The sequence below is a fragment of the Streptomyces sp. NPDC051563 genome (genome assembly GCF_044454225.1).
GTDB lineage: Bacteria > Actinomycetota > Actinomycetes > Streptomycetales > Streptomycetaceae > Streptomyces.
The window spans coordinates 80,669-101,305 of record NZ_JBITDL010000034.1 but is presented as its reverse complement, the minus strand read 5'-3'; the positions used below and the strand labels follow the sequence as shown (position 1 = coordinate 101,305).

Annotated in this window: 20 protein-coding genes and 1 riboswitch; of the genes, 12 read left to right on the top strand and 8 right to left on the bottom strand. The window is 73.3% G+C overall.

Annotated elements, in window-relative coordinates; all coding sequences use genetic code 11:
- Positions 1 to 89: 89 nt before the first annotated feature.
- Together ACIA8F_RS32370 and ACIA8F_RS32365 are read right to left on the bottom strand one after the other, a co-directional pair.
- On the bottom strand, positions 90 to 500 hold the full coding sequence (locus tag ACIA8F_RS32370) for a hypothetical protein (RefSeq protein ID WP_399384169.1): 411 nt from the start codon (positions 498 to 500) through the stop codon (positions 90 to 92).
- A 92-nt stretch (positions 501 to 592) separates the two neighbouring features.
- Positions 593 to 1,090 carry a hypothetical protein gene (locus ACIA8F_RS32365; protein WP_399384179.1) on the bottom strand — a complete coding sequence of 166 codons (498 nt, stop codon included), beginning with the start codon at positions 1,088 to 1,090 and terminating at the stop codon, positions 593 to 595.
- A gap of 273 nt (positions 1,091 to 1,363) precedes the next feature.
- Between ACIA8F_RS32365 and ACIA8F_RS32360 the strand changes: the two genes are divergently transcribed.
- The gene (locus tag ACIA8F_RS32360; protein WP_399384167.1) at positions 1,364 to 1,666 is read left to right on the top strand and encodes a hypothetical protein; all 303 of its coding nucleotides are present in this window, start codon (positions 1,364 to 1,366) and stop codon (positions 1,664 to 1,666) included.
- Between the two features lie 289 nt (positions 1,667 to 1,955).
- The gene (locus ACIA8F_RS32355; protein ID WP_399384166.1) at positions 1,956 to 2,117 is read left to right on the top strand and encodes a hypothetical protein; all 162 of its coding nucleotides are present in this window, start codon (positions 1,956 to 1,958) and stop codon (positions 2,115 to 2,117) included.
- 75 nt (positions 2,118 to 2,192) lie between these two features.
- On the opposite strand, the gene ACIA8F_RS32350 is transcribed toward ACIA8F_RS32355, so the two are convergent.
- From ACIA8F_RS32350 to ACIA8F_RS32340, 3 genes are all read right to left on the bottom strand, one after another.
- The gene (locus tag ACIA8F_RS32350) at positions 2,193 to 3,281 is read right to left on the bottom strand and encodes a prenyltransferase (RefSeq protein WP_399384164.1); all 1,089 of its coding nucleotides are present in this window, start codon (positions 3,279 to 3,281) and stop codon (positions 2,193 to 2,195) included.
- On the bottom strand, positions 3,278 to 4,066 hold the full coding sequence (locus ACIA8F_RS32345; RefSeq protein WP_399384162.1) for a class I SAM-dependent methyltransferase: 789 nt from the start codon (positions 4,064 to 4,066) through the stop codon (positions 3,278 to 3,280). The genes ACIA8F_RS32350 and ACIA8F_RS32345 overlap by 4 nt, the downstream gene beginning before the upstream one ends.
- Before the next feature lie 61 nt (positions 4,067 to 4,127).
- Positions 4,128 to 5,525 (bottom strand): glycosyltransferase family 4 protein, encoded by a 1,398-nt coding sequence (locus tag ACIA8F_RS32340; RefSeq protein WP_399384161.1) that lies wholly within the window; start codon positions 5,523 to 5,525, stop codon positions 4,128 to 4,130.
- 271 nt (positions 5,526 to 5,796) lie between these two features.
- Here ACIA8F_RS32340 and ACIA8F_RS32335 point away from each other — a divergent pair, with 271 nt between their 5' ends.
- Positions 5,797 to 6,465 (top strand): TetR family transcriptional regulator, encoded by a 669-nt coding sequence (locus tag ACIA8F_RS32335; protein ID WP_399384160.1) that lies wholly within the window; start codon positions 5,797 to 5,799, stop codon positions 6,463 to 6,465.
- A 54-nt stretch (positions 6,466 to 6,519) separates the two neighbouring features.
- Here the strand turns inward: ACIA8F_RS32335 and ACIA8F_RS32330 are convergent, their stop codons facing one another.
- Together ACIA8F_RS32330 and ACIA8F_RS32325 are read right to left on the bottom strand one after the other, a co-directional pair.
- Positions 6,520 to 6,753, bottom strand: coding sequence for a ferredoxin (locus ACIA8F_RS32330; RefSeq protein WP_399384158.1), 234 nt, complete (start codon positions 6,751 to 6,753; stop codon positions 6,520 to 6,522).
- Positions 6,753 to 8,231, bottom strand: a complete 1,479-nt coding sequence (locus ACIA8F_RS32325) for an aldehyde dehydrogenase (RefSeq protein ID WP_399384156.1) — start codon at positions 8,229 to 8,231, stop codon at positions 6,753 to 6,755. Before ACIA8F_RS32325 ends, ACIA8F_RS32330 begins: the two co-directional genes overlap by 1 nt.
- Before the next feature lie 201 nt (positions 8,232 to 8,432).
- Between ACIA8F_RS32325 and ACIA8F_RS32320 the strand changes: the two genes are divergently transcribed.
- The 7 genes from ACIA8F_RS32320 to ACIA8F_RS32290 all read left to right on the top strand — a co-directional run bounded on the left by ACIA8F_RS32320 (position 8,433) and on the right by ACIA8F_RS32290 (position 17,102).
- Positions 8,433 to 9,497, top strand: a complete 1,065-nt coding sequence (locus ACIA8F_RS32320) for an MBL fold metallo-hydrolase (RefSeq protein WP_399384154.1) — start codon at positions 8,433 to 8,435, stop codon at positions 9,495 to 9,497.
- Positions 9,498 to 9,577: 80 nt separating this feature from the next.
- A riboswitch (cobalamin riboswitch) is annotated at positions 9,578 to 9,653 on the top strand.
- Between the two features lie 146 nt (positions 9,654 to 9,799).
- On the top strand, positions 9,800 to 11,062 hold the full coding sequence (locus ACIA8F_RS32315; protein ID WP_399384153.1) for a prenyltransferase/squalene oxidase repeat-containing protein: 1,263 nt from the start codon (positions 9,800 to 9,802) through the stop codon (positions 11,060 to 11,062).
- A complete protein-coding gene (locus ACIA8F_RS32310; RefSeq protein ID WP_399384152.1) occupies positions 11,062 to 11,757 on the top strand; it encodes an SCO2322 family protein in 696 nt (231 codons plus the stop codon). The genes ACIA8F_RS32315 and ACIA8F_RS32310 overlap by 1 nt, the downstream gene beginning before the upstream one ends.
- The gene (locus ACIA8F_RS32305) at positions 11,754 to 13,133 is read left to right on the top strand and encodes an energy-coupling factor transporter transmembrane component T (RefSeq protein WP_399384151.1); all 1,380 of its coding nucleotides are present in this window, start codon (positions 11,754 to 11,756) and stop codon (positions 13,131 to 13,133) included. The genes ACIA8F_RS32310 and ACIA8F_RS32305 overlap by 4 nt, the downstream gene beginning before the upstream one ends.
- 7 nt (positions 13,134 to 13,140) lie before the next feature.
- Positions 13,141 to 15,501, top strand: a complete 2,361-nt coding sequence (locus ACIA8F_RS32300) for an ATP-binding cassette domain-containing protein (protein WP_399384149.1) — start codon at positions 13,141 to 13,143, stop codon at positions 15,499 to 15,501.
- Positions 15,498 to 16,364: an ECF transporter S component gene (locus ACIA8F_RS32295; protein WP_399384147.1), complete on the top strand. Its 867-nt coding sequence runs from the start codon at positions 15,498 to 15,500 to the stop codon at positions 16,362 to 16,364. The genes ACIA8F_RS32300 and ACIA8F_RS32295 overlap by 4 nt, the downstream gene beginning before the upstream one ends.
- A 333-nt stretch (positions 16,365 to 16,697) precedes the next feature.
- Positions 16,698 to 17,102, top strand: a complete 405-nt coding sequence (locus tag ACIA8F_RS32290) for a transglycosylase SLT domain-containing protein (RefSeq protein WP_399384145.1) — start codon at positions 16,698 to 16,700, stop codon at positions 17,100 to 17,102.
- Between the two features lie 149 nt (positions 17,103 to 17,251).
- On the opposite strand, the gene ACIA8F_RS32285 is transcribed toward ACIA8F_RS32290, so the two are convergent.
- Entirely contained in the window at positions 17,252 to 18,421 is a 1,170-nt protein-coding gene (locus ACIA8F_RS32285) for a steroid 3-ketoacyl-CoA thiolase (RefSeq protein ID WP_399384143.1), read from the bottom strand.
- Positions 18,422 to 18,700: 279 nt separating this feature from the next.
- Here ACIA8F_RS32285 and ACIA8F_RS32280 point away from each other — a divergent pair, with 279 nt between their 5' ends.
- Complete coding sequence (locus ACIA8F_RS32280; RefSeq protein WP_399384141.1) at positions 18,701 to 19,945, top strand: cytochrome P450; 1,245 nt, start codon at positions 18,701 to 18,703, stop codon at positions 19,943 to 19,945.
- 165 nt (positions 19,946 to 20,110) lie between these two features.
- Positions 20,111 to 20,476, top strand: coding sequence for a DUF6193 family natural product biosynthesis protein (locus ACIA8F_RS32275; protein WP_399384140.1), 366 nt, complete (start codon positions 20,111 to 20,113; stop codon positions 20,474 to 20,476).
- Positions 20,477 to 20,637 lie beyond the last annotated feature (161 nt).

Sequence of the window (20,637 nt, the reverse complement as noted above, 5' to 3'; positions counted from 1 at the left end):
ACACGGGCTTCCGCCCGGCACACCGAGAGCACGCACCGAACGCCGCGAGGGCGCCCTCCGGGCGCCCGGCGCCACTTTGCGGACACCCCCTAGGCGGTCTTCTCGGTCTCCGCCCGCGGCACCGCGTCGAGCAGTTCCCGCAGGTCAAGTGGCATCACGGCGATCTCCATGCCGGTGCCGGCGCCGCTCTCCCCCGCGAAGGCGAGGGTCACGATCCGGGAGCCCGGGTTGATGGAGATGCCCTCCTTCACGGAGGGCACCCGTACGCCGGTGGCCCGGCCGCCGGTCAGGACCAGGGGCTCGCCCCGGCCGGGCACCCAGCGGGCCGCGCCCTGGCCGGCGTACACCCGGCCGCTGCGCCAGCGGCCGCTGCCCGCGGGCCTGCGCGCCATGCACGGGATCCCGGGCACGGGCGCGCCGGCCTGCCGCAGGCGGTGCTTGCGGTGCATCAGCCAGCCGGTTCCGGCGGCGGCTCCGGCGAGGAACACGTACTCGATCACCCGTCCATTCAAACAGGTCACCAGACGGAACGGGCCGGACCGGAATGCTCCGGTCCGGCCCGTTCCCCCTGTTCACGGGTGAGCGGCGGTGCTCAGCCGGTCAGCTGCCCCGCGCTCGGGATCTTGTCGGTCACCGGGGCGCCGGCGCTCTTGCCGGCCTCCTTGACGCTGTTGATGACGTTCTCGAAGGCACCGATGTCGGCGTCGCCGGCCTGGCCCTTGCGCAGCTTGGAACCGAGCCCCTTGAGGGAGTCGATGCCCGCCGTCAGCGGGCCCACGGCCTTAGACAGCAGCGGGTCGCCCTTGGCGTTCTCGCTGGCGGCCTTCAGCCGGTTGTAGGCGAAGGCGCCCGCGAGGCCCGCCTTGACCAGGGCGAAGGTGCGGCCCTTGGCGCCCTTCTTGAACTTGCCGGCCTGGTACGGCTTGACGATCCACTGGTACGTGGCTCCGGCCGCGAGCCCCGCGTTGGCGACGAAGCGGGTCTTGGCGAACTTCTGCTTCTCTTCCGGGCTGCTGGGCGAGGGAGAGGCGGCGGCTGCTTCCGCGTCCTCGGCGGAAGCGGCCGCATCGGCCTCCGCGAACGCGGCCATGGCCACCGAAACCTCGTCGGCCTGACCGACGGCGGCCTTGTCGCCACCGCCCGAACCGCAGGCGGTGGCACCGCCGAGCAGGGCGCAGGACAGGAGCACCGCCGTGAGGGTACGGCGGAAGCGGACGGCTGTGGTGGGTAGGGACACGGGTCTCCTCCGGGGACTGAGGCGTCCCCCGCAGCCTCACCCCGGGCACCCGACTCCGCCACCCGGAGGACCCGTTCGGGTCTACCCGGTGGGTTTATCCGACCGGGGAGCGGCCACAAGCGCGGCATGCGCACACACACGCGAGCACACACCAGAGGAAGCAGCCAGGCGGGCCGCGCCGTCGCGGTCGTGGCGGACGTCATGGCCTTCATCATCGGCCTGTGGATCCTGCTGTTCCTGCTGGACGCCAACCAGGGGAACGGCCTGGTCGACTTCATCCACGACGCGGCGAGCTGGCTGGCCGGCTGGTCGTACGACCTCTTCACCTTCAACCGCGACTGGGTCCAGGTGGTGATCGGCTACGGCATCGCCGCCGTCGCCTACCTGGTCATCGGCCACGCCATCGCGGGCCGGCTCTACCGCCGCTGAACCCACCCGCCACCGCGGCCCACCGGGCCCGGTGGCCCGCAGGCACCGCGCGCCGCACACCGCTCGACTTCCCCCCTCCCCCTCACCCCGCGCTCTCCCCCTCACCCCTCGCTCCCCCACACCCCGCGCTTTCCCGCTCGTCCTCCGTCGGTCGGAGGGCGAGCGGCGGCATGTCGGGGGCGGCCGCGGGCCTCTTGGGGAAGTTCCGGCGTGCGAGGGCAACCATCCGTGCCCGTCGCGGGTCGTACGGGCGAGAGTTGATCAGTTGGACTTCGCCCGGGGGGCTCTTTTGAAGCAGAAGCAGAACACGGCACCGGAGGCGATCACGCCCGCCCAGTCCGCGCCCCGCCCGCCGACGGCTCCCCCGGGGGAGCCCCGCGGCGTCCTCCTGTTCACCGTCCCCACCGCGGGACGTGCGCACCACCGCGAGGACTACGCCCCCATCCGCTGAACCGTGGCGCGCACCCCGCGGACGCGGAGCGGACGCGCGCTGCGTCCGCCCCCTCCAGCAGTCAGCCGTCAACCGTCAGCCGCAGCAGTCCGGTTCCAGCCCACCCGGCAGCGTCAGTCCGCCGAAGACCGTGCCGGTGGCCTCGTCGCCGCCCAGGGCGGCCACCGCGAGGAGCAGCGAGCCCGCCGTCCAGGTGGTCTGCTCCACGGGCCAGACCGCCCTGTCGTCGAAGACGTACCCGGTCCAGTACATGCCGTTGTCGGCCCTCAGGTGGCCGATCGAGCGCAGGATGTCCAGGGCCCGGTCGGACTCCCCCGTCGCCCACAGGGCGAGCGCCAGTTCGCAGGACTCCCCGCCGGTCACCCACGGGTTCGGCAGCACGCACCGGACGCCGAGGTCCGGTACGACGAACTCCTCCCAGCGCTCCTCGATCCGGGCCTTCGCCTCGGCGCCGGTCAGTGCCCCGCCGAGGACCGGGTAGTACCAGTCCATGGAATAGCGGGACTTGTCGAGGAACCGCTCCGGGTGCCGGCGTATCGCGTGCCCGAGGGCGCCCGCGGCCAGTTCCCAGTCCGGCTGCGGATCGCCCCGGTACTCGGCGATGGCCAGCGCGCAGCGCAGCGCCTGGTGGATGGAGGAGGAGCCGGTGAGCAGGGCGTCCGTGACGGCCTCGCCGGACGGTTCGCGCTTCCAGCCGATCTCGCCGCCGGGCTGCTGGAGCCGCAGGACGAACTCGACGGCCGCGTACACGGCGGGCCACATGCGGTCGAGGAACGCCTCGTCGCCGGTGGACAGGTGGTGGTGCCAGACGCCGACGGCGAGGTACGCGGTGAAGTTGGTCTCGCGGCTCGCGTCCTGCGGCTCGCGGGTGTCGACCCCGTCCTCGCGGTCGGCGTAGGCCGCGTACCAGGAGCCGTCGTCGTTCTGGTGGCGGACCAGCCAGTCGTAGGCCCGCTCGGCGGCCTCGTGCTCGCCGGCCGCGTCGAGGGCCATCGCGGCCTCGGTGTGGTCCCACGGGTCGAGGTGGTGCCCGCGGAACCACGGTATGGCCCCGTCGGCGCGTTGCGCGGCGAGGATCCCGGCGACGGTGGCGGCGGCCTGATCGGCCGTCAGCACGCCGTCCAGGACGAGGTGTTCGGGTACGGTGCGCCCGGGAGAGCTCACTGTGCGGCGCCCACGGCCGCGGATTCCGCGGCGGGCTCCGCGACGGCGACGGCGCCGGCCGCGGCCACGGGGAGGTGCGGCTTGGTGGCGTAGGCGACGAAGCTCTTGCCGATGACCGGGTTCAGGGCCTGCTCCGCGAGCCGGGTGAGCGCGGGCTTCTTCATGATGTCCCAGACCAGGAGCTTGTGGTACGCCTTGACGGGCAGCGCCTTGTCGTTGTCGACGCCGAAGGCGCACTTGAGCCACCAGTACGGCGAGTGCAGGCCGTGCGCGTGGTGGGTGCCGTACGGCTTGAGGCCCGCGGACTCCATCTTGCCGAGCAGCTCCTCCGCCTTGTAGATGCGGATGTGGCCGCCCTCGACCTCGTGGTAGGCGTCGGACAGCGCCCAGCAGATCTTCTCGGGGCCGTAGCGCGGCACGGTGATGGCGATGCGTCCGCCGGGCTTCAGGACGCGGACCATCTCGGCGAGGACGCCCTTGTCGTCGGGGATGTGCTCCATCACCTCGGAGATGATGACGACGTCGAAGGACTCGTCGGGGAAGGGCAGCGCGAGGGCGTCGCCCTCCATGGCGGTGGCGGTGGCGCCGGCCGGGGCCTCGCCGGCCTCCTTCATCGCGGCGAACCACTTGGCGACCTCGCGGATCTCCTCGCCGTTGCGGTCGAGGGCGACCACCTGGGCGCCGCGCCGGTAGCACTCGAAGGCGTGCCGGCCTGCGCCGCAGCCCAGATCGAGTACGCGGTCGCCTGCGGCGAGCGGGAACCGGGAGAAATCGACGGTCAGCACGTGGTCCTGCCTTCGCGGTCGCGGGGGTGGGAAGGGAACTGCATCGGACGGAAGGGGGAGGTCACCGGGCGGCGGTACGGGACTTCGCCGCCCGGGACTTCGCTGCCCGGGACTCGGGAGCCGCCGCGGCCGCCCGCTCGATGGCGGCCCGGTAGTGGACGACGGTGCCCTCGGCGGCCTTGGCCCAGGTGAAGCGGGACAGCACCCGCTCGCGGCCGGCGGCGCCGAGCCGGGTGCGCAGCTCGGGGTCGCCCAGCAGTCGTCCCAGCGCGGCGGCCAGCGCGCCCGCGTCGCCGGGCGGCACGGCGAGACAGCTCTCGCCGTCGGGTCCGGTGACCTCGGGGATCGCGCCGCCGGTGGTGGCGACCAGCGGGGTGCCGGTGGCCATGGCCTCGGCCGCCGGGAGCGAGAAGCCCTCGTACAGGGAGGGCACGCAGGCGATCTGGGCGCTGCGGACGAGGTCGACGAGCTCGGTGTCGGTGATGCCCTTGACGAAGCGGACGGCGTCCTGGAGTCCGTACGTCTCGATCGCCCGGGCCACCGGGCCCTGTTCGGCGCGCTTGCCGACGACGACGAGGTGGGCGTCGGGCTGTTCGGTACGGAGCTTCGCGAGCGCCTCGACCAGGTGCACGAGCCCCTTGAGCGGGACGTCGGCGCTGGAGGTCGTCACGATCCGCCCGGGCACCTCGGCCACGGAGGGGTCGGGCGACCAGAGGTCGGTGTCGGCGCCGATGTGGACGACGTGGATGCGCTCGTCCTGGACCCCGAGGTGCTCGGCGATCTCCTTCTTGGAGGAGCCGGAGACGGTGAGCACGGAGGCCAGCCGCCGGGCGACGCGGCCCTGCATGCGGGTGAACCCGTACCAGCGGCGCACGGAGGCGCGCTTCCTGCGGTCCTTGGCGGCGGCCAGGTCCAGCTTGCGGTCGACGGTGATGGGGTGGTGGATGGTGGTGACCAGCGGGGCACCGAGGTCCGCCAACAGCCCGTATCCCAGGGTCTGGTTGTCGTGGATGACGTCGAACTCGCCCGCGCGCGCGGCCAGATGCCTGCGCGCGCGCAGCGAGAAGGTCAGCGGTTCGGGAAAGCCGCCGGTCCACATGGTGGCGACCTCGACGGCGTCGATCCAGTCGCGGTACTCGTCGCGCCCCGGGGTGCGGAACGGGTCGGGGCTGCGGTAGAGGTCCAGGCTGGGCAGCTCGGTGAGGGTGGCTCCGGCGCCGGTGAGGGCGTCGGTGTCCAGCACCGGGTAGGGCTGCGCGCCGATGACCTCGACGGTGTGGCCCAGCTTGACGAGCTCGCGCGCGAGGTGGCGGACGTAGACGCCCTGGCCACCGCAGAACGGGTTCCCCTTATAGGTGAGGAGTGCGATCCGCAGCGGGCGGCTGCCGTCGGCGTCGGCGGCGCCCGTCGGAAGGATCGACGGGCTCGTAGGGCTCGTCACCATGGCCTCTGCGGTCACTCTCGGCCCCCTTCTCCCTGCACTTTCGCCGGAGCGTAACCGCTCGGATAATGTAGAACAAGTTTCAGACTTGATCCGTTGAAGAGCATTGAATCTACCGGCCGGAAACCACACCGTAAGAGGGGTGGCGGGTGATTCGCGCCACGGATCGGGCGCCTGCCATGCTGGGCGCGCGACGGCCCGGGGCAGCTCCCGCGGCCGCCACGGCACAGCCATGAACGCCGTGGAACTGGAACGGGAACTGGAACGCCTTGGAACCGGAACGGGACAGATGACAGCGGAAGCGAAGGCCGTGACCCCAGCCGTCACCACACCGGCGTCTCCGCCCCTGACGGAGCGCCAGGAAGCACGCCGCAGGCGGATCCTGCACGCCAGCGCCCAGCTGGCCAGCCGGGGCGGCTTCGACGCGGTGCAGATGCGGGAGGTGGCGGAGTCCTCCAGCGTGGCCCTGGGCACCCTCTACCGGTACTTCCCCTCCAAGGTGCACCTGCTGGTCGCCACCATGCAGGACCAGCTCCAGCACATGCACGGAACCCTGCGCAAGCGCCCGCCGGCCGGGGAGGAACCCGCGGCCCGGGTCGCGGAGACCCTGATGCGCGCCTTCCGCGCGCTCCAGCGGGAGCCGCACCTGGCGGACGCGATGGTCCGGGCCCTCACCTTCGCGGACCGCAGCGTGAGCCCCGAGGTGGACACGGTCTCCCGCCTGACGACGGCGATCATCCTGGACGCGATGGGCCTGGACGCCCCGCCGACGGCGGAACAGCTGTCGGCGGTCCGGGTCATCGAACACACCTGGCACTCGGCCCTGATCACCTGGCTCTCGGGCCGCGCGTCGATCGCCCAGGTCAAGATCGACATCGAAACGGTCTGCCGCCTGATCGACCTCACGGCCCCGGAACCCCCGCAGGCGGCGCCGCCGGCGCCCCCGAAAAAGTCCTGATCCCGCCGTAGCCGGGCCGGGGCCGGCCCCGGTCCCGGCCCCACGGCGGCCCCCTCAGTCCTCCGGAGGGAACACCGTCTCGCCGCTGCCCAGCAGGGTGATCGCGATCGCTTCGACCGGGCAGCCCTCCGCCGCCGCGAGGACCGGCTCGTTCGCGTCCGTCTCCGCCGCCCGCGGGTGCGACTGACGTGCCGAGTCGAGGGCGAAGCCCTCAGGGGCGTGGTTCACGCACATGCCCGAGCCGATGCAGACCCCGCGGTCCACCTCGACGTGCCACCGGTCGCCCATCACGCACCGGCCGCGGGGGGTTCGTACCCTGCCGGGAGGTGGATCATCTTGTGCTCCAGGTACTCGCTCAGCCCCTCCGGGCCGAACTCCCGCCCGACGCCGCTGTTCTTGTAGCCGCCGAACGGCCCGAGCATGTCCAGGCTGAAGGTGTTCACGTTGAAGGTGCCGGTCCGCACCTGCCGCGCGAAGTCGATGCCGTGCTCCACGTCGCCGGTCCAGACGCTGCCGCTGAGCCCGAACTCCGAGTCGTTGGCGACCCGTACCGCCTCCGCCTCGTCCCCGTAGGGGATCAGGCAGACGACCGGGCCGAAGATCTCCTCGCGGGCGATCCGCATCGAGTTGTCTACGTCTCCGAAGAGGGTCGGCTCCACGTACCAGCCCTGGTCCAGGCCCGAATCGGCCGGGCGTCCGCCGCCGGACAGGACCTTGGCACCCTCCTCCTGGCCGATCCGGATGAAGTCGAGCGAGCGCTGCTGCTGGCGCCGGGCCACCAGCGGGCCGAGCTGCGTCGCGGGGTCCATCGGGTCGCCGACGACCAGCGCGGAGGCGGCTGCGGCGAGGGCCTCGGCGATCTCCTCGTAGCGGCTGCGCGGGGCGAGGACGCGGGTCTGGGCCACGCAGGCCTGGCCGTTGTTCATCCAGGCCGCGGGGACGATGCCGGCGATGGCGGTGTCGAGGTCGGCGTCCGGGAGGATGACGGCCGCGGACTTGCCGCCGAGTTCGAGGGTCACGCGGGTGAGGTTCTTCGAGGCGACCTCCATGACCCGCCGGCCGGCGGGGACGGAGCCGGTGAAGGCGACCTTGTCCACGTCCGGGTGGCCGACGAGGTACTCGCTGACCTCGCGGTCGGCGGGCAGGATCGACAGCACGCCCTCGGGCAGCCCGGCCTCGCGGGCGATGTCGGCGAGGATGTAGGAGTCGAGGACCGCCTCGGGGGACGGCTTGAGGATCACCGTGCAGCCGGTGAGCAGCGCGGGCGCCAGCTTGGCGGCGGCCACGAACTGCGGGACGTTCCACGGGATGACGGCGGCGACCACGCCGACGGCCTCGCGCCGGACGAGGATCGGTCCGAGGGCGCCCTGGCGGAACTCCTCGTAGGGGTAGGTGCGGGCCACGGTGATCGCGGCGTCGTAGACCATCATCGGCCCGAGGGCCTGGGCCATGATGCTCCAGGAGTACGGGGATCCGTTCTGGGAGCTGATCGAGGCGGCGATCTCCTCGTAGCGGGCGCCTATCGCGTCCTTGATCCTGGTGACCACCGCGATCCGCTCTTCGAGCGTGGTGCGCGGCCAGGGGCCTTCGTCGAAGGCCTTGCGGGCCACGGCGACGGCCCGGTCGACGTCCGCCTTCGAGGCGTGCGGGACGCTGCCGATGACCTGCCCGGTGTGGGGCGAGACGACCTTGATCGTGTCGGAGCCCAGCGGATCCGTCCACTCACCGCCGATGAACAGTTTTCCGTGTTCCACGAGCTCGGTCATGGCTGATGCCTCCTGCGGCTTGGCGTTGCAGAACTGATACCAGTTCTAGTTCCAGGAGTCCACGGAGCTGACCGAACCGCCCGCGCATCGGTCCGCCGGGCGGCCCGAAGATCCAACGACTAGTCAGGAGCCCGCAAAAATGGTCGACTTGGGCGACTATTGCAACATGTTCCTGTTGGAGCCGTAAGAGCGGAGCCCCTCATGGCAGAGGACACCCCGGACGTGGCACCTCACGTCACCGACCACGGCGGCGGCGTGTGGGGCATCAAGGTCCCCATCCCCGACAACCCGCTCGGCCACACCCTCGTCCACGTCCTCGACACCGACCGCGGCCCGGTCCTCATCGACACCGGCTGGGACGACCCCGAGTCCTGGGACACCCTCGTCGCCGGCCTCGGCGCCCTCTCCCTCTCCATCACCGACGTGCACGGCGTGGTCATCACCCACCACCACCCCGACCACCACGGCCTGTCAGGCCAGGTCCGCGAGGCCTCCGGCGCCTGGATCGCCATGCACGCCGCCGACACCGAGGTCGTCGTGCGGACCCGCTCCTCCGAACCGGGCGTCTGGTTCGACTACATGGCCGGGAAGCTGGCCACCGCCGGAGCCCCCGAGGAGCACATCGCCCCGCTGCGCGCCGCCCGCGCGAGCGGCCGCCTGCGCACCCTGCCCGGGCTGCACGCCGCCGTCCCCGACCGGGAGATCGTGCCCGCCGAGCTGCTGCCGCTGGCCGGCCGCCGGCTGCGGGCGATCTGGACCCCCGGGCACACCCCCGGCCACGTCTGCCTGCACCTGGAGGAGAAGCATCCGGCGAACCTGCCCGGCAACGGCCGCCTCTTCTCCGGGGACCACCTGCTGCCCGGGATCTCCCCGCACATCGGCCTGTACGAGGACCCCTCCTCGGAGCAGGTCACCGATCCCCTCGGCGACTACCTCGACTCCCTCGAACGCATCGGCCGCCTCCAGCCGGCCGAGGTGCTCCCGGCCCACCAGCACGCCTTCACCGATGCGCCGGGCCGCGTACGGGAGCTCCTGGACCACCACGAGGAACGGCTCGCGGGGCTGCGCGAACTGCTCGCCGCCGAGCCGCTGACCCCGTGGGCGCTGGCGGAGCGGATGGAGTGGAACCGGCCCTGGGAGCAGATCCCGTACGGCTCCCGCAACATCGCCGTCTCCGAAGCGGAAGCCCACCTGCGGCGCCTGGTGAAGCAGGGCCGCGCGGAGGCGGTACCGGGCAGCGACCCCGTGACGTACCGCCCCGTGTAAGGGGCGCGGGGGGACGGCGCCACCCGGCCCCGGGGCTACGGGCCGGTAGAGTATGGGCGTCGTCCACACTTCCGTACGGGGAGAAGCCGGTGCGAATCCGGCGCTGACCCGCAACCGTGACCCACCCCGGCAGCATCGGGGGCGGGGAGCCGGATCGCCCCGTACCGGAGGTGCGCGGCTCGTGCCGCCGGGTCCTCCGGCGGCCGGCACCGTCGAGGTAAACGGAGCCGGAGCCCGGTACCAGCCTCCACCGCTGTGCTGCCTGCCTCCGCTTCCCCAGCACGAGAGGCACCCGCCCCGCCATGAACGTCCGCCGCAGCGCCGCCACGCTCGCCGCCTCCGCCGTGCTCTGCGTGGGCGCGGCCCCCGCGGCCCTCGCCGATGTCGCCACGCCCTCCCCGGCGCCCGTCGTGCCCTCCGGGCTCTTCGGGAAGAACGACCCGACGTACGACGGGGTGTGGCGGCAGTCGTTCGCGCTGCTCGCCCAGCACGCGGTCGGCGAGAAGCCCGCGCAGGCGGCCGTGGACTGGCTCGTCGGCCAGCAGTGCGCCGACGGCGGCTTCGCCTCCTTCCGTGCGGACACGGCGGCCGCGTGCGACGCGAAGACGATGCTCGACACGAACGCCACCGCGGTGGCCGTGCAGGCGCTGAAGGCGCTCGGCGGCCAGGACGCGGCGGTGAAGAAGGGCGCGGACTGGCTGAAGTCCGTCCAGAACGCGGACGGCGGCTGGGCCTACGTCCCCGGCTCCCCGAGCGAGGCCAGCTCCACCTCCGTGGTGATCAGCGCACTGGCCGCGGCGGGCGAGAAGTCGGCCGAGGTCAGGTCGAAGGCCGGCAAGTCCGCCTACGAGGGGCTGCTCGCCTTCCAGCTCGGCTGCTCGGCCGAGCCGGCCGGCGACCGCGGTGCCTTCGCCTACCAGCCGACGGCCGACGGCAAGCTCCCCGCCAACGCCGACGCGACGGCCGCCGCCGTCCTGGCCGGCCTCGGCCGGGGCGCGCTCGTCTCCCCCTCTTCCACGGACACCCCCGCGGCCCCGCTCGCCTGCCCGGCGACCGCCGGTGACCCGGCGGCGGCAGCCCAGGGTGCGGCCGGATACCTGGCCGAGGCCCTGAAGAAGGACGGCCACCTCACCGCCCTCACCCCGGGCGCCGACCAGCCGACCCCGGACACCGGCAACACCGCCGACGCGGTCATCGCCCTGGCCGCGGCCGGGCACAAGCAGTCCGCCGCGGGCGCCTTGGAGTGGCTGAAGACCAACTCCGCCGAGTGGTCCAAGGGCAACCCGGCCGGCCTCGGCACCCTGATCCTGGCCGCGCGGGCGACCGGCACCGACCCGAAGGCCTTCGGCGGCACCGACCTGGTGGCGGCGCTGAACGCGACCGGCCCGGCGCCGCAGAGCGCTTCCGCGAAGGCGTCGGAGCAGCCGGCGGACAAGAAGGCCGAGCAGGCCGGCAAGAAGGACTCCGGGGGCGGCAACGTCTGGTGGATGATCCTCGCGGGCGCGGCGGCCGGCATGGGCATCGGCATCGTGCTGAGCGGCCGCCGGAAGAAGAACCAGCTCTGATGCGGCGCCCCCGTCCGGTCCGTCCGGTCCGTCCGGCCCTCGTCGCCGGCGTCCTCGGCATCCTCCTCACCCTGCTGGCCGCGTCCCCCGCCCTGGCCTCGACCTACCGCTACTGGTCGTTCTGGGACGGGGCGGGCGGCACGTGGGCGTACGCCACCCAGGGCCCCTCCTCGATGCGTCCGGCGGACGGCTCCGTGCAGGGCTTCCACTTCGTGGTGAGCAAGGACGCGGCCGACCAGGCCGCCCCGCCGCGCACGGCTCCGGACTTCGCCGCCATCTGCTCGGCCACCGCCCCGGTGACGGGCAAGAAGCGGATCGCGCTGGTCATCGACTTCGGCACGCCCGCCGAGGCCCAGGCCGGCGAGACCCCGCCGCAGGACGCCCCGCGCACGGCGTGCGCGCAGGTCGGCCCGGACGCCACGACCGCCGAGGCGCTGGCGGAGGTCGCCAAACCGCTGCGCTACAACAGCGCCGCGCTGCTGTGCGCGGTCTCGGGCTACCCGAAGCAGGGCTGCGGCGAACCCCTCGCGGACACCTCCGCCGCCCCGTCCGGCGCCACGCCCGACGCCACGCCCCCGGCCGCGTCCGGCGACTCCGGCGGCGGCCCGTCGGCGGGCCTCCTCGCGGGCATCGCCGCGGTGGCCGCCCTGGCCGCGGCCGCCGTCTGGCAGTCCCGCCGCCGACGCACCCGATGACGGACGGCCCCACCGGGGACGCCGTCGCGGCCGACCCCGCCGACGGCGGGGCGGTCTCCGACGGCGGGGTGGTCGCGGAGGGCAGGACGGTCTCCGACGGCAGGACGGTCTCCGACGGCAGGGTGGTCGCCGACGGCGGGCGGCCGCCCGCCAGGGCCACCCGCACCCGCCACGGCGCGGCAGCCGGCGTCCCCACCCCGCCCGGCCCGAACGCCCCCGCCCGGGCAACCGGGAGCCCGCGCGGGGCGACGTACGGAAAATGGCGTGCTCCCGAGGCCACGCGTGGCAACGCCCTGCACGCGGGTGCCTGGTGGCTGTGGGCCCTCGGGCTCGCCACGGCCGCCTCCCGCACGACCAACCCCCTGCTCCTCGGCCTGATCGTCGGCGTCGCCGGTTACGTGGTCGCGGCGCGCCGGACGGACGCCCCCTGGGCGCGTTCCTACGGGGCGTTCGTCAAGCTCGGCCTCTTCGTCATCGGGCTGCGCCTCCTCTTCTCCATGCTCCTCGGCTCCCCCATCCCCGGCGTGCACACCCTCTTCACCCTCCCGGAGGTCCCGCTCCCGGCCTGGGCGCAGGGCATCCGGTTCGGCGGCCGGGTCACCGCCGAGCAGCTCGTCTTCGCCTTCTACGACGGCGCGAAGCTGGCCACGCTCCTCATCTGCGTCGGCGCCGCCAACGCCCTCGCGAACCCGGCGCGGCTGCTGAAGTCGCTGCCCGCGGCCCTGTACGAGGTCGGCGTCGCGGTGGTCGTCGCGATGACCTTCGCGCCGAACATGGTCGCGGACGTGGTCCGCCTCCGCACCGCCCGCCGGCTGCGCGGCCGCCCCACGGGCGGGGTCCGGGCCGTCCTGCAGATCGGCCTGCCCGTCCTGGAGGGCGCACTGGAACGCTCGGTGGCCCTCGCCGCCTCCATGGACGCCCGCGGCTACGGCCGCACGGCGCGCGTTCCGGCCGCCGTCCGGCACACCACCAACGTGCTCACCCTCGGCGGGCTGCTCGGCATCTGCGCGGGAACGTACGGGCTGCTGGCGGCGGAGGGCGCCGGCTACGGCCTCACCCTCCTCCTCATCTCCGTCCTCCTCGCCCTGGCCGGGCTGCGGCTCGGCGGCCGCCGCTCGATCCGGTCCCGGTACCGGCCGGACCGGTGGGGCGTACGGGCCTGGCTGGTCGCCGGGTCGGGCGCGGCGGTGGCGGCGCTGCTGATCCGCTTTGTGTCCCTGGACCCGGAGGCCCTGCGCCCCGGGGTCGTCCCCCTCGTCGTGCCGACCCTCCCGCTCTGGCCGGCGGCGGCCATCCTGATCGGCCTCCTCCCGGCCCTGGTGGCCCCCCTCCCTCCCCTCTCTTCCGCTCCCCCCGCTCCCCCGAAGGAGGCGTAGACCCCCCGTGATCCACTTCGAAGACGTATCGGTGACGTACGAGGGCGCGGCCGCCCCCTCCCTCGCCCACGCCGATTTCACCCTCCCGGAAGGCGAACTGACCCTGCTGGTCGGCCCGTCCGGCGTCGGCAAGTCCACCCTCCTCGGGGCGGTCTCGGGGCTGGTCCCGCACTTCACCGGGGGCACCCTCAAGGGCCGGGTCACGGTCGCGGGCCGCGACACCCGCACGCACAAACCGCGGGAGCTCGCGGACGTGGTCGGCACGGTCGGCCAGGACCCGCTGGCCCACTTCGTGACGGACGTCGTCGAGGACGAGCTCGCCTACGGCATGGAATCCCTGGGCCTGGCGCCCTCCGTCATGCGCCGCCGCGTCGAGGAAACCCTCGACCTCCTCGGCCTGAACGAACTCCGCGACCGCCCCATCGCCACCCTGTCCGGGGGCCAGCAGCAGCGGGTGGCGATCGGTTCGGTCCTGACCCCGCACCCGAAGGTCCTGGTCCTGGACGAGCCGACCTCGGCCCTCGACCCCGCGGCCGCGGAGGAGGTCCTGGCCGTCCTGCAACGCCTGGTCCACGACCTCGGCACGACCGTCCTGATGGCGGAACACCGCCTGGAACGCGTGGTCCAGTACGCCGACCGCGTCCTGCTCCTCCCCACCCCCGGCGCACCCCCCGTCCTGGGCACCCCGTCCGCCATCATGGCCGTCTCCCCGGTCCACCCCCCGGTAGTGGCCCTGGGCCGCCTGGCGAACTGGTCCCCCCTCCCCCTCTCCATCCGCGACGCCCGCCGCCAAGCCACCCCCTTGCTGACCCGCCTGTCATCCCTTCCCACCCCGACGGCCGGGGCGGACCGGACGCCCGAGGACGAGAGCGGCGCGGGCGGGGCGGAGCCCCAGGCCGGGGCGCAGCCCCAGGCGGGTGCCGGGGCGCAGCCCCAGGCGGGTGCCGGGGCGCAGCCCCAGGCGGGTGCCGGGGCGCAGCCCCAGGCGGGTGCCGGGGCGCAGCCCCAGGCCGAGGCCGAGGCAACGGCCGGGGCGCAGCCCCTGGCCGGGTCCGGGACACAGCCCCAGTCGGGCGCCGGTTCGCAGCCCCAGGCCGGTACCGGGGCGCAGCCCCAGCCCGAGGACGGGGCGCAGTTCCACGCCGGTACGGGGGCGCAGCCCACGGCTGGCGACACCCGCGCGCAGCCCCCGGCGGGTGCCGAGGCGCGGCCCAAGGCCGAGGCCGAGGCAACGGCCGGGGCGCAGCCCCTGGCCGGGTCCGGGGCACCGCCCCAGTCGGGCGCCGGTGCGCAGCCCGAGGCCGGCCACGCCGGGGCGCAGCCCCGCGAAGGGTCCGGGGCGCAGCCCCGTGAGGGGTCCGGGGCGGAGTCCCGGGGAACGGGCGAAGGGTGGGTAGGGGACGGCCGCCCGCAGGGCTCCCGCCCCGGGCTGCTCGCCCGGCTGCGCCGCCACCGCCACCGCGGCCACACCACCCGCGAGCCGGCGCCGGCCACCACCGCTCCCCCGGCCACGGTCCGCGCCGTCTCCCTCCGCCGTGGCCGCGCCGAAGTCCTCCGCGACATCACCCTCACCGTCGCGCAGGGCGAGACCATCGCCCTGATGGGCCGCAACGGCGCCGGGAAGTCGACCCTCCTCGCCACCCTCATCGGCACCCTGGAGCCCACCACCGGCCAGGTCACGGTCAGCGGCCGCACCCCCCACCGCACGCCGCCGCCCGAGATGGTGACCCGCGTCGGCCTGGTCCCCCAGGAGCCCCGCGACCTCCTCTACGCCGACACCGTCGCAGCCGAGTGCACCGCTGCCGACCACGACGCCGGCCAGGCGCCCGGCACCTGCCGTGCCCTGGTCGCCGCGCTGCTCCCCGACGTCCCCGACGACACCCACCCCCGCGACCTCTCCGAGGGGCAGCGCCTGGCCCTCGCCCTGGCGCTGGTCCTGACCGGCCGCCCGGCCCTGCTGCTCCTCGACGAGCCGACCCGCGGGCTGGACTACGCCGCCAAGGCCCGCCTGGTGGCGATCCTGCGCGGGCTCGCCGCCGAGGGCCACGCCATCGTGCTGGCCACGCACGACGTGGAGCTCGCCGCCGAGCTGGCGCACCGCGTGGTGATCCTGGCCGGCGGGGAGATCGTCGCGGACGGCCCGACCGCCGAGGTCGTCGTCTCCTCCCCCGCCTTCGCCCCGCAGGTGGCGAAGATCCTGGCCCCGGGCCACTGGCTCACGGTCTCCCAGGTCGCAGCGGCCCTCCACGCCGGCCCGGCCCCCTCCGCAGAGGCGGCCCTCTCCACCGGGGCGGACGGCCCTTCCAACCAGCCGGCCCCCTCCGACGGCCCCGCCCCCTCCCCCTCCACCCGGGCGGCCGGCTCATGACCACCCCCCGTTCCCGCCCGCTGCGCATCGGCCCCCGCGCCGCCGCCGCCCTCGTCCTCGTCTCCCTCATCGGCATCGGCGCCTTCGGCTGGCCGCTCCTCGCCGACCGCCAGTCCGGCTTCGCCCACTCCCACGACGCCCCCTGGCTCTTCGCGGCCCTGCTCCCGCTCCTCGTCGGTGTGGTCGTCGCGACCATCGCCGACGACGGCATGGACGCCAAGGCCGTCGCCATGCTCGGCGTACTGGCCGCGGTCGGGGCCGCCCTGCGCCCGCTCGGCGCGGGTACGGCCGGCCTGGAGCCGATGTTCTTCCTGCTGGTGCTGAGCGGCCGCGTCCTCGGCCCGGGCTTCGGTTTCGTCCTGGGCGCGGTCACGATGTTCGCGTCGGCCCTGCTCACGGGCGGTGTCGGGCCGTGGATGCCGTTCCAGATGCTGGCCATGGGCTGGTTCTCGCTGGGGGCGGGACTGCTGCCGGGTCCGGACCGGATCCGGGGGCGGGCCGAGCTGGCGATGCTCGCGCTGTACGGGTTCCTCGGCTCGTTCGCGTACGGCACGATCATGAACCTGCAGGGCTGGATCATCATCCAGGGCATGAGGCAGGGCATCTCCTTCTACCCCGGGGACCCGCTCCCGGCGAACCTCGCGCGCTTCCTCGCGTACTGCCTGGCGACCTCGGTGGGCTGGGATCTGGGCCGGGCCGCGCTGACCGTCGTACTTACCCTCACGCTCGGCGCGACCCTGCTGAAGGCGTTGCGGCGGGCCACCCGGAAAGCGGCGTTCGATGCGCCGGTGGCCTTCGATCCAGCTGGCGCGAACACCCTCAGCCCTTCCCCCGAAAGGGACACGACCGGCCACGGAGGGTGAGATCCGGGGCTCCCGGCGGTGACCCGCCCCACAGGACCTTGGTCATCTACCAACCGGGATAGTAGTCCTTAAAAGTCCCTTACCCACCTCCTCGCACCGGCTCCCACCTGCGCCGATACCCGCCCGGCCGGAGGGGGGCCGTTCCGCCCCGCCTGCGAGGACCACTAGTAAGAGGGGTCGTTGCCAGACGCCCGGGACCCCCGTAGAACTGGATGAGTCGCAGGGCGGACGGAGATCCCCCGGATCCCCGCTCCCGCCGACGAACCCCTCTCCTTCACGTGAGTGGCTCCGGCGTGCCTGCGACTGCCCCTGTCCCCGCTGAAAGGTCCCTCCGTGTCCAACACCGTCATCCGCCGCATCGCCGCCTCGAAGAAGACCCTCGCGGGTACCGTCCTCGCCCTCGGCGTAGCCGGTTCCATGCTGGCCGCGGTTCCCGCGCAGGCCGCCCCGATGAGCGCCAAGGCGATCGCCCAGCAGATGATCAAGGACCCGGCGCAGTTCGCGGCCTTCAACAACATCGTGTCCCGCGAGAGCGGCTGGAACCACACCGCCACCAACTCGGCCTCGGGCGCCTACGGCCTGGTCCAGGCCCTGCCGGCCTCGAAGATGGCCTCGGCGGGCTCGGACTGGAAGACCAACCCGGCCACCCAGATCAAGTGGGGCCTGGACTACATGAACTCCCGCTACGGCAGCCCCGAAGGCGCCTGGACCTTCTGGCAGAACCACCACTGGTACTGAGCCCACCAGCGGAAGCAAACGAAGCGGACGAAGCACGCGAAGAACACGAAGCAGCACATGCGAAGGCCCCGGCGTCCGACCTCCCCAGGTCCGGCCACCGGGGCCTTCGCGATCCCATCCCACAGGGTCCAAAGGCGGCGCAGCAGGTGCTACAGCCGCTGGATGATGGTGCCCGTCGCCAGCGCGCCGCCCGCGCACATGGTGATCAGCGCGAACTCCTTGTCCCGGCGCTCCAGCTCGTGCAGCGCGGTGGTGATCAGGCGGGCGCCGGTCGCGCCGACGGGGTGGCCGAGCGCGATGCCGCCGCCGTTGACGTTGACCTTCTCCAGGTCCTGGTCGAAGACCTGGGCCCAGCTGAGGACGACGGAGGCGAAGGCCTCGTTGATCTCGACGAGGTCGATGTCCTTGAGGGACATGCCGGCCTTGCCCAGGACGGCCCGGGTGGCATCGATCGGCCCGTCCAGGTGGAAGTGCGGGTCGGAGCCGACCAGCGTCTGGGCGACGATCCGGGCGCGCGGCCGCAGCTTGAGCGCGCGGGCCATCTTGCGCGAGGCCCACATCACGGCGGCGGCGCCGTCGGATATCTGCGAGGAGTTCCCGGCCGTGTGCACGGCGGTCGGCATGACCGGCTTGAGCCGGGCGAGGCCCTCCATGGAGGTGTCACGCAGGCCCTCGTCGCGGTCGACCAGCCGCCACATGCCCTGGCCGGCGGCCTGCTCCGCTTCGGTGGTGGGCACCTGCACGGCGAAGGTCTCCCGCTTGAACCGCTCCTCGGCCCACGCGGCGGCGGCCCGCTCCTGGGACAGGACGCCGAGGCGGTCCACGTCCTCGCGGGTCAGGCCCCGGCGCCGGGCGATGCGTTCGGCGGCCTCGAACTGGTTCGGGAGGTCGACGTTCCACTCGTCCGGGAAGGGCTTGCCCGGGCCGTGCTTGGAGCCGGAGCCGAGCGGGACGCGGGTCATGGCCTCGACCCCGCAGGCGATGCCGATGTCCATGACACCGCCGGAGATCATGTTGGCGACCATGTGGTTGGCCTGCTGGGAGCTGCCGCACTGACAGTCCACGGTGGTCGCGGCGGTCTCGTACGGGAGGCCCATGGCCAGCCAGGCGTTGCGGGCCGGGTTCATCGACTGCTCACCGGCGTGGGTGACGGTGCCGCCGACGATCTGCTCCACGCAGTCGGGCTGGATCCCGGTGCGGGCGAGGAGTTCGCGGTAGGTCTCGCCGAGGAGGTAGGCGGGGTGAAGATTGGCGAGCGCGCCCCCGCGCTTGCCGATCGGGGTGCGTACGGCTTCGACGATGACGGGTTCCGCGGCCATGAGCTCGTCCTCTCCTGCTCCTGCGTAGCGCACAGCGCGCATCGGCTAGCGCGCCTCAGCTGACGGGCGGGCCGTCCCGGCGCCCCACCCACCCGAACTAGAACGCGTACTAGTTCTCCCCGCAGTCTTATGACCAGAACACCCGGTACGCAAGGGTCTTGCACGCGGCTTCCACGGATTCCACACGCAACAGTTGGCGCGGGGCCCCTTGTCACTTCTAGAACTCGTTACTACCTTCAAGCCAACTTCTGATGGGCCGTCAGACTTTGGAGTCGCCCGATGACCTGCCCCGCGCTGCCCGAAGGCTTCGACGCCACCGACCCGGACGTCCTCCAAGACCGGGTCCCCTACCCCGAGTTCGCGCAGTTGCGGCAGACCGCACCCGTGTGGTGGTGCCCCCAGCCGCGGGGCATCACGGGCTTCGACGACGAGGGGTACTGGGCCGTCACCCGGCACGCGGACGTCAAGTACATCTCCACGCACCCGGAGTTGTTCTCCTCCACCACGAACACGGCGATCATCCGCTTCAACGAGCACATCCAGCGCGATGCGATAGATGCCCAGCGACTGATCATGTTGAACATGGATCCGCCGGAACACACCCGCGTACGCCAGATCGTGCAGCGCGGCTTCACCCCGCGGGCCATCCGCGGGCTGGAGGACGCCCTGCGCGACCGGGCCCGCAAGATCGTCGCGGAGGCCCTGGCGGCATCGGCCGACGGCAGCTTCGACTTCGTCACCCAGGTCGCGTGCGAGCTGCCGCTGCAGGCCATCGCCGAGCTGATCGGCGTACCGCAGGAGGACCGGTCCCGGATCTTCGACTGGTCGAACAAGATGATCGCCTACGACGACCCGGAGTACGCGATCACCGCCGAGGTCGGCGGCAACGCCGCGGCGGAACTCATCGGCTACGCGATGAACCTGTCCGCCGCCCGCAAGGAATGTCCCGCCAAGGACATCGTCACGCAGCTCGTCGCGGCCGAGGGCCAGGGCAACCTGGGCTCCGACGAGTTCGGCTTCTTCGTCCTCCTCCTCGCGGTCGCGGGCAACGAGACCACGCGCAACGCCATCAGCCACGGCATGCACGCCTTCCTGACCCACCCCGAGCAGTGGGAGCTCTACAAGCGCACCCGGCCCTCCACCGCCGCCGAGGAGATCGTCCGCTGGGCCACCCCCGTGGTGTCCTTCCAGCGCACCGCCACCCAGGACACCGAACTGGGCGGGCAGAAGATCAAGGCCGGCGACCGCGTCGGCATGTTCTACTCCTCCGCCAACCACGACCCCGAGGTCTTCACCGACCCCGAGCGCTTCGACATCACCCGCGACCCGAACCCCCACCTGGGCTTCGGCGGCGGCGGCCCGCACTTCTGCCTCGGCAAATCGCTGGCCATCATGGAGATCGACCTGATGTTCAACGCCCTGGCCGACGCCCTGCCCGACCTGCGCCTCGTCGGCGAGGGCCCGCGCCGGCTGCGCGCGGCCTGGCTGAACGGCATCAAGGAACTCCGGGTCAGCAACGGCTGAGCGCCCGACCTCACGGCTGACCCGTGATCCAGGACGGCAGGGGCTCCACCTCCCACGCCCCGCCCCTGCCGTCCCTCGGTTGTTACCGGCCGGTCGCCGGTCGTTACCGTCTCGCCACCTGCGCGATCATTGCCCTGGCGCCGAACCGGACCCCAGACTGCCCGGATGAACCTCGATGACCCCAGCGCGAGACGGTGGCAGCGGCTGCCCACGACGTGGCAGCGGATGGTCGATCTCGGTGGCGGATCCGAGCCCATGAGCCAGGGCGTCCTGGCCCTCATCGAGGCCGCCCGCGAGGAGCCGGAACTGCGCCGGCTGTACCCGTACACCAGCCACTTCACCCTGTGGTTCAGCGCCTCCGCCGGCCACCCCTTCGCCGTGACCGCCCCGGCCGTGGAACCCCTCCCCAACGGCCGCTTCCGCGTCCGAAGCCCCCGCCAAACCACCGTCCTCGGCGAAGCCGACACGGCCCGAGCGGCAATAGCCCTGGTGGTGGCCAACCTCCCCAAACCCAGCCCGTCCGGCGTTTGAGGAGCGGGGGTCCGGGGCGGGCCCAATCCAGCCCCTCCGGCGTTTGAGGCGCGAGGGTCCGGGGCGGGCCCAATCCAGCCCCTCCGGCGTTTGAGGCGCGGGGGCCCGGGGGCTGGCCCCCGGCAACGGCGCCGCACGTGGCCGGGGGCCGGGGCGCAGCC

Coding starts and splice junctions, on each gene's coding strand:
- ACIA8F_RS32365 (WP_399384179.1), bottom strand. CDS start 1,090: ATGGCCGCGTTCGCGGAGGCCGATGCGGCCGCTTCCGCCGAGGACGCG.
- ACIA8F_RS32330 (WP_399384158.1), bottom strand. CDS start 6,753: ATGGGCGACCGGTGGCACGTCGAGGTGGACCGCGGGGTCTGCATCGGC.
- ACIA8F_RS32295 (WP_399384147.1), top strand. CDS start 15,498: ATGACCACCCCCCGTTCCCGCCCGCTGCGCATCGGCCCCCGCGCCGCC.
- ACIA8F_RS32360 (WP_399384167.1), top strand. CDS start 1,364: ATGCGCACACACACGCGAGCACACACCAGAGGAAGCAGCCAGGCGGGC.
- ACIA8F_RS32320 (WP_399384154.1), top strand. CDS start 8,433: ATGGCAGAGGACACCCCGGACGTGGCACCTCACGTCACCGACCACGGC.
- ACIA8F_RS32305 (WP_399384151.1), top strand. CDS start 11,754: ATGACGGACGGCCCCACCGGGGACGCCGTCGCGGCCGACCCCGCCGAC.
- ACIA8F_RS32275 (WP_399384140.1), top strand. CDS start 20,111: ATGAACCTCGATGACCCCAGCGCGAGACGGTGGCAGCGGCTGCCCACG.
- ACIA8F_RS32280 (WP_399384141.1), top strand. CDS start 18,701: ATGACCTGCCCCGCGCTGCCCGAAGGCTTCGACGCCACCGACCCGGAC.
- ACIA8F_RS32325 (WP_399384156.1), bottom strand. CDS start 8,231: ATGACCGAGCTCGTGGAACACGGAAAACTGTTCATCGGCGGTGAGTGG.
- ACIA8F_RS32310 (WP_399384152.1), top strand. CDS start 11,062: ATGCGGCGCCCCCGTCCGGTCCGTCCGGTCCGTCCGGCCCTCGTCGCC.
- ACIA8F_RS32285 (WP_399384143.1), bottom strand. CDS start 18,421: ATGGCCGCGGAACCCGTCATCGTCGAAGCCGTACGCACCCCGATCGGC.
- ACIA8F_RS32315 (WP_399384153.1), top strand. CDS start 9,800: ATGAACGTCCGCCGCAGCGCCGCCACGCTCGCCGCCTCCGCCGTGCTC.
- ACIA8F_RS32335 (WP_399384160.1), top strand. CDS start 5,797: ATGACAGCGGAAGCGAAGGCCGTGACCCCAGCCGTCACCACACCGGCG.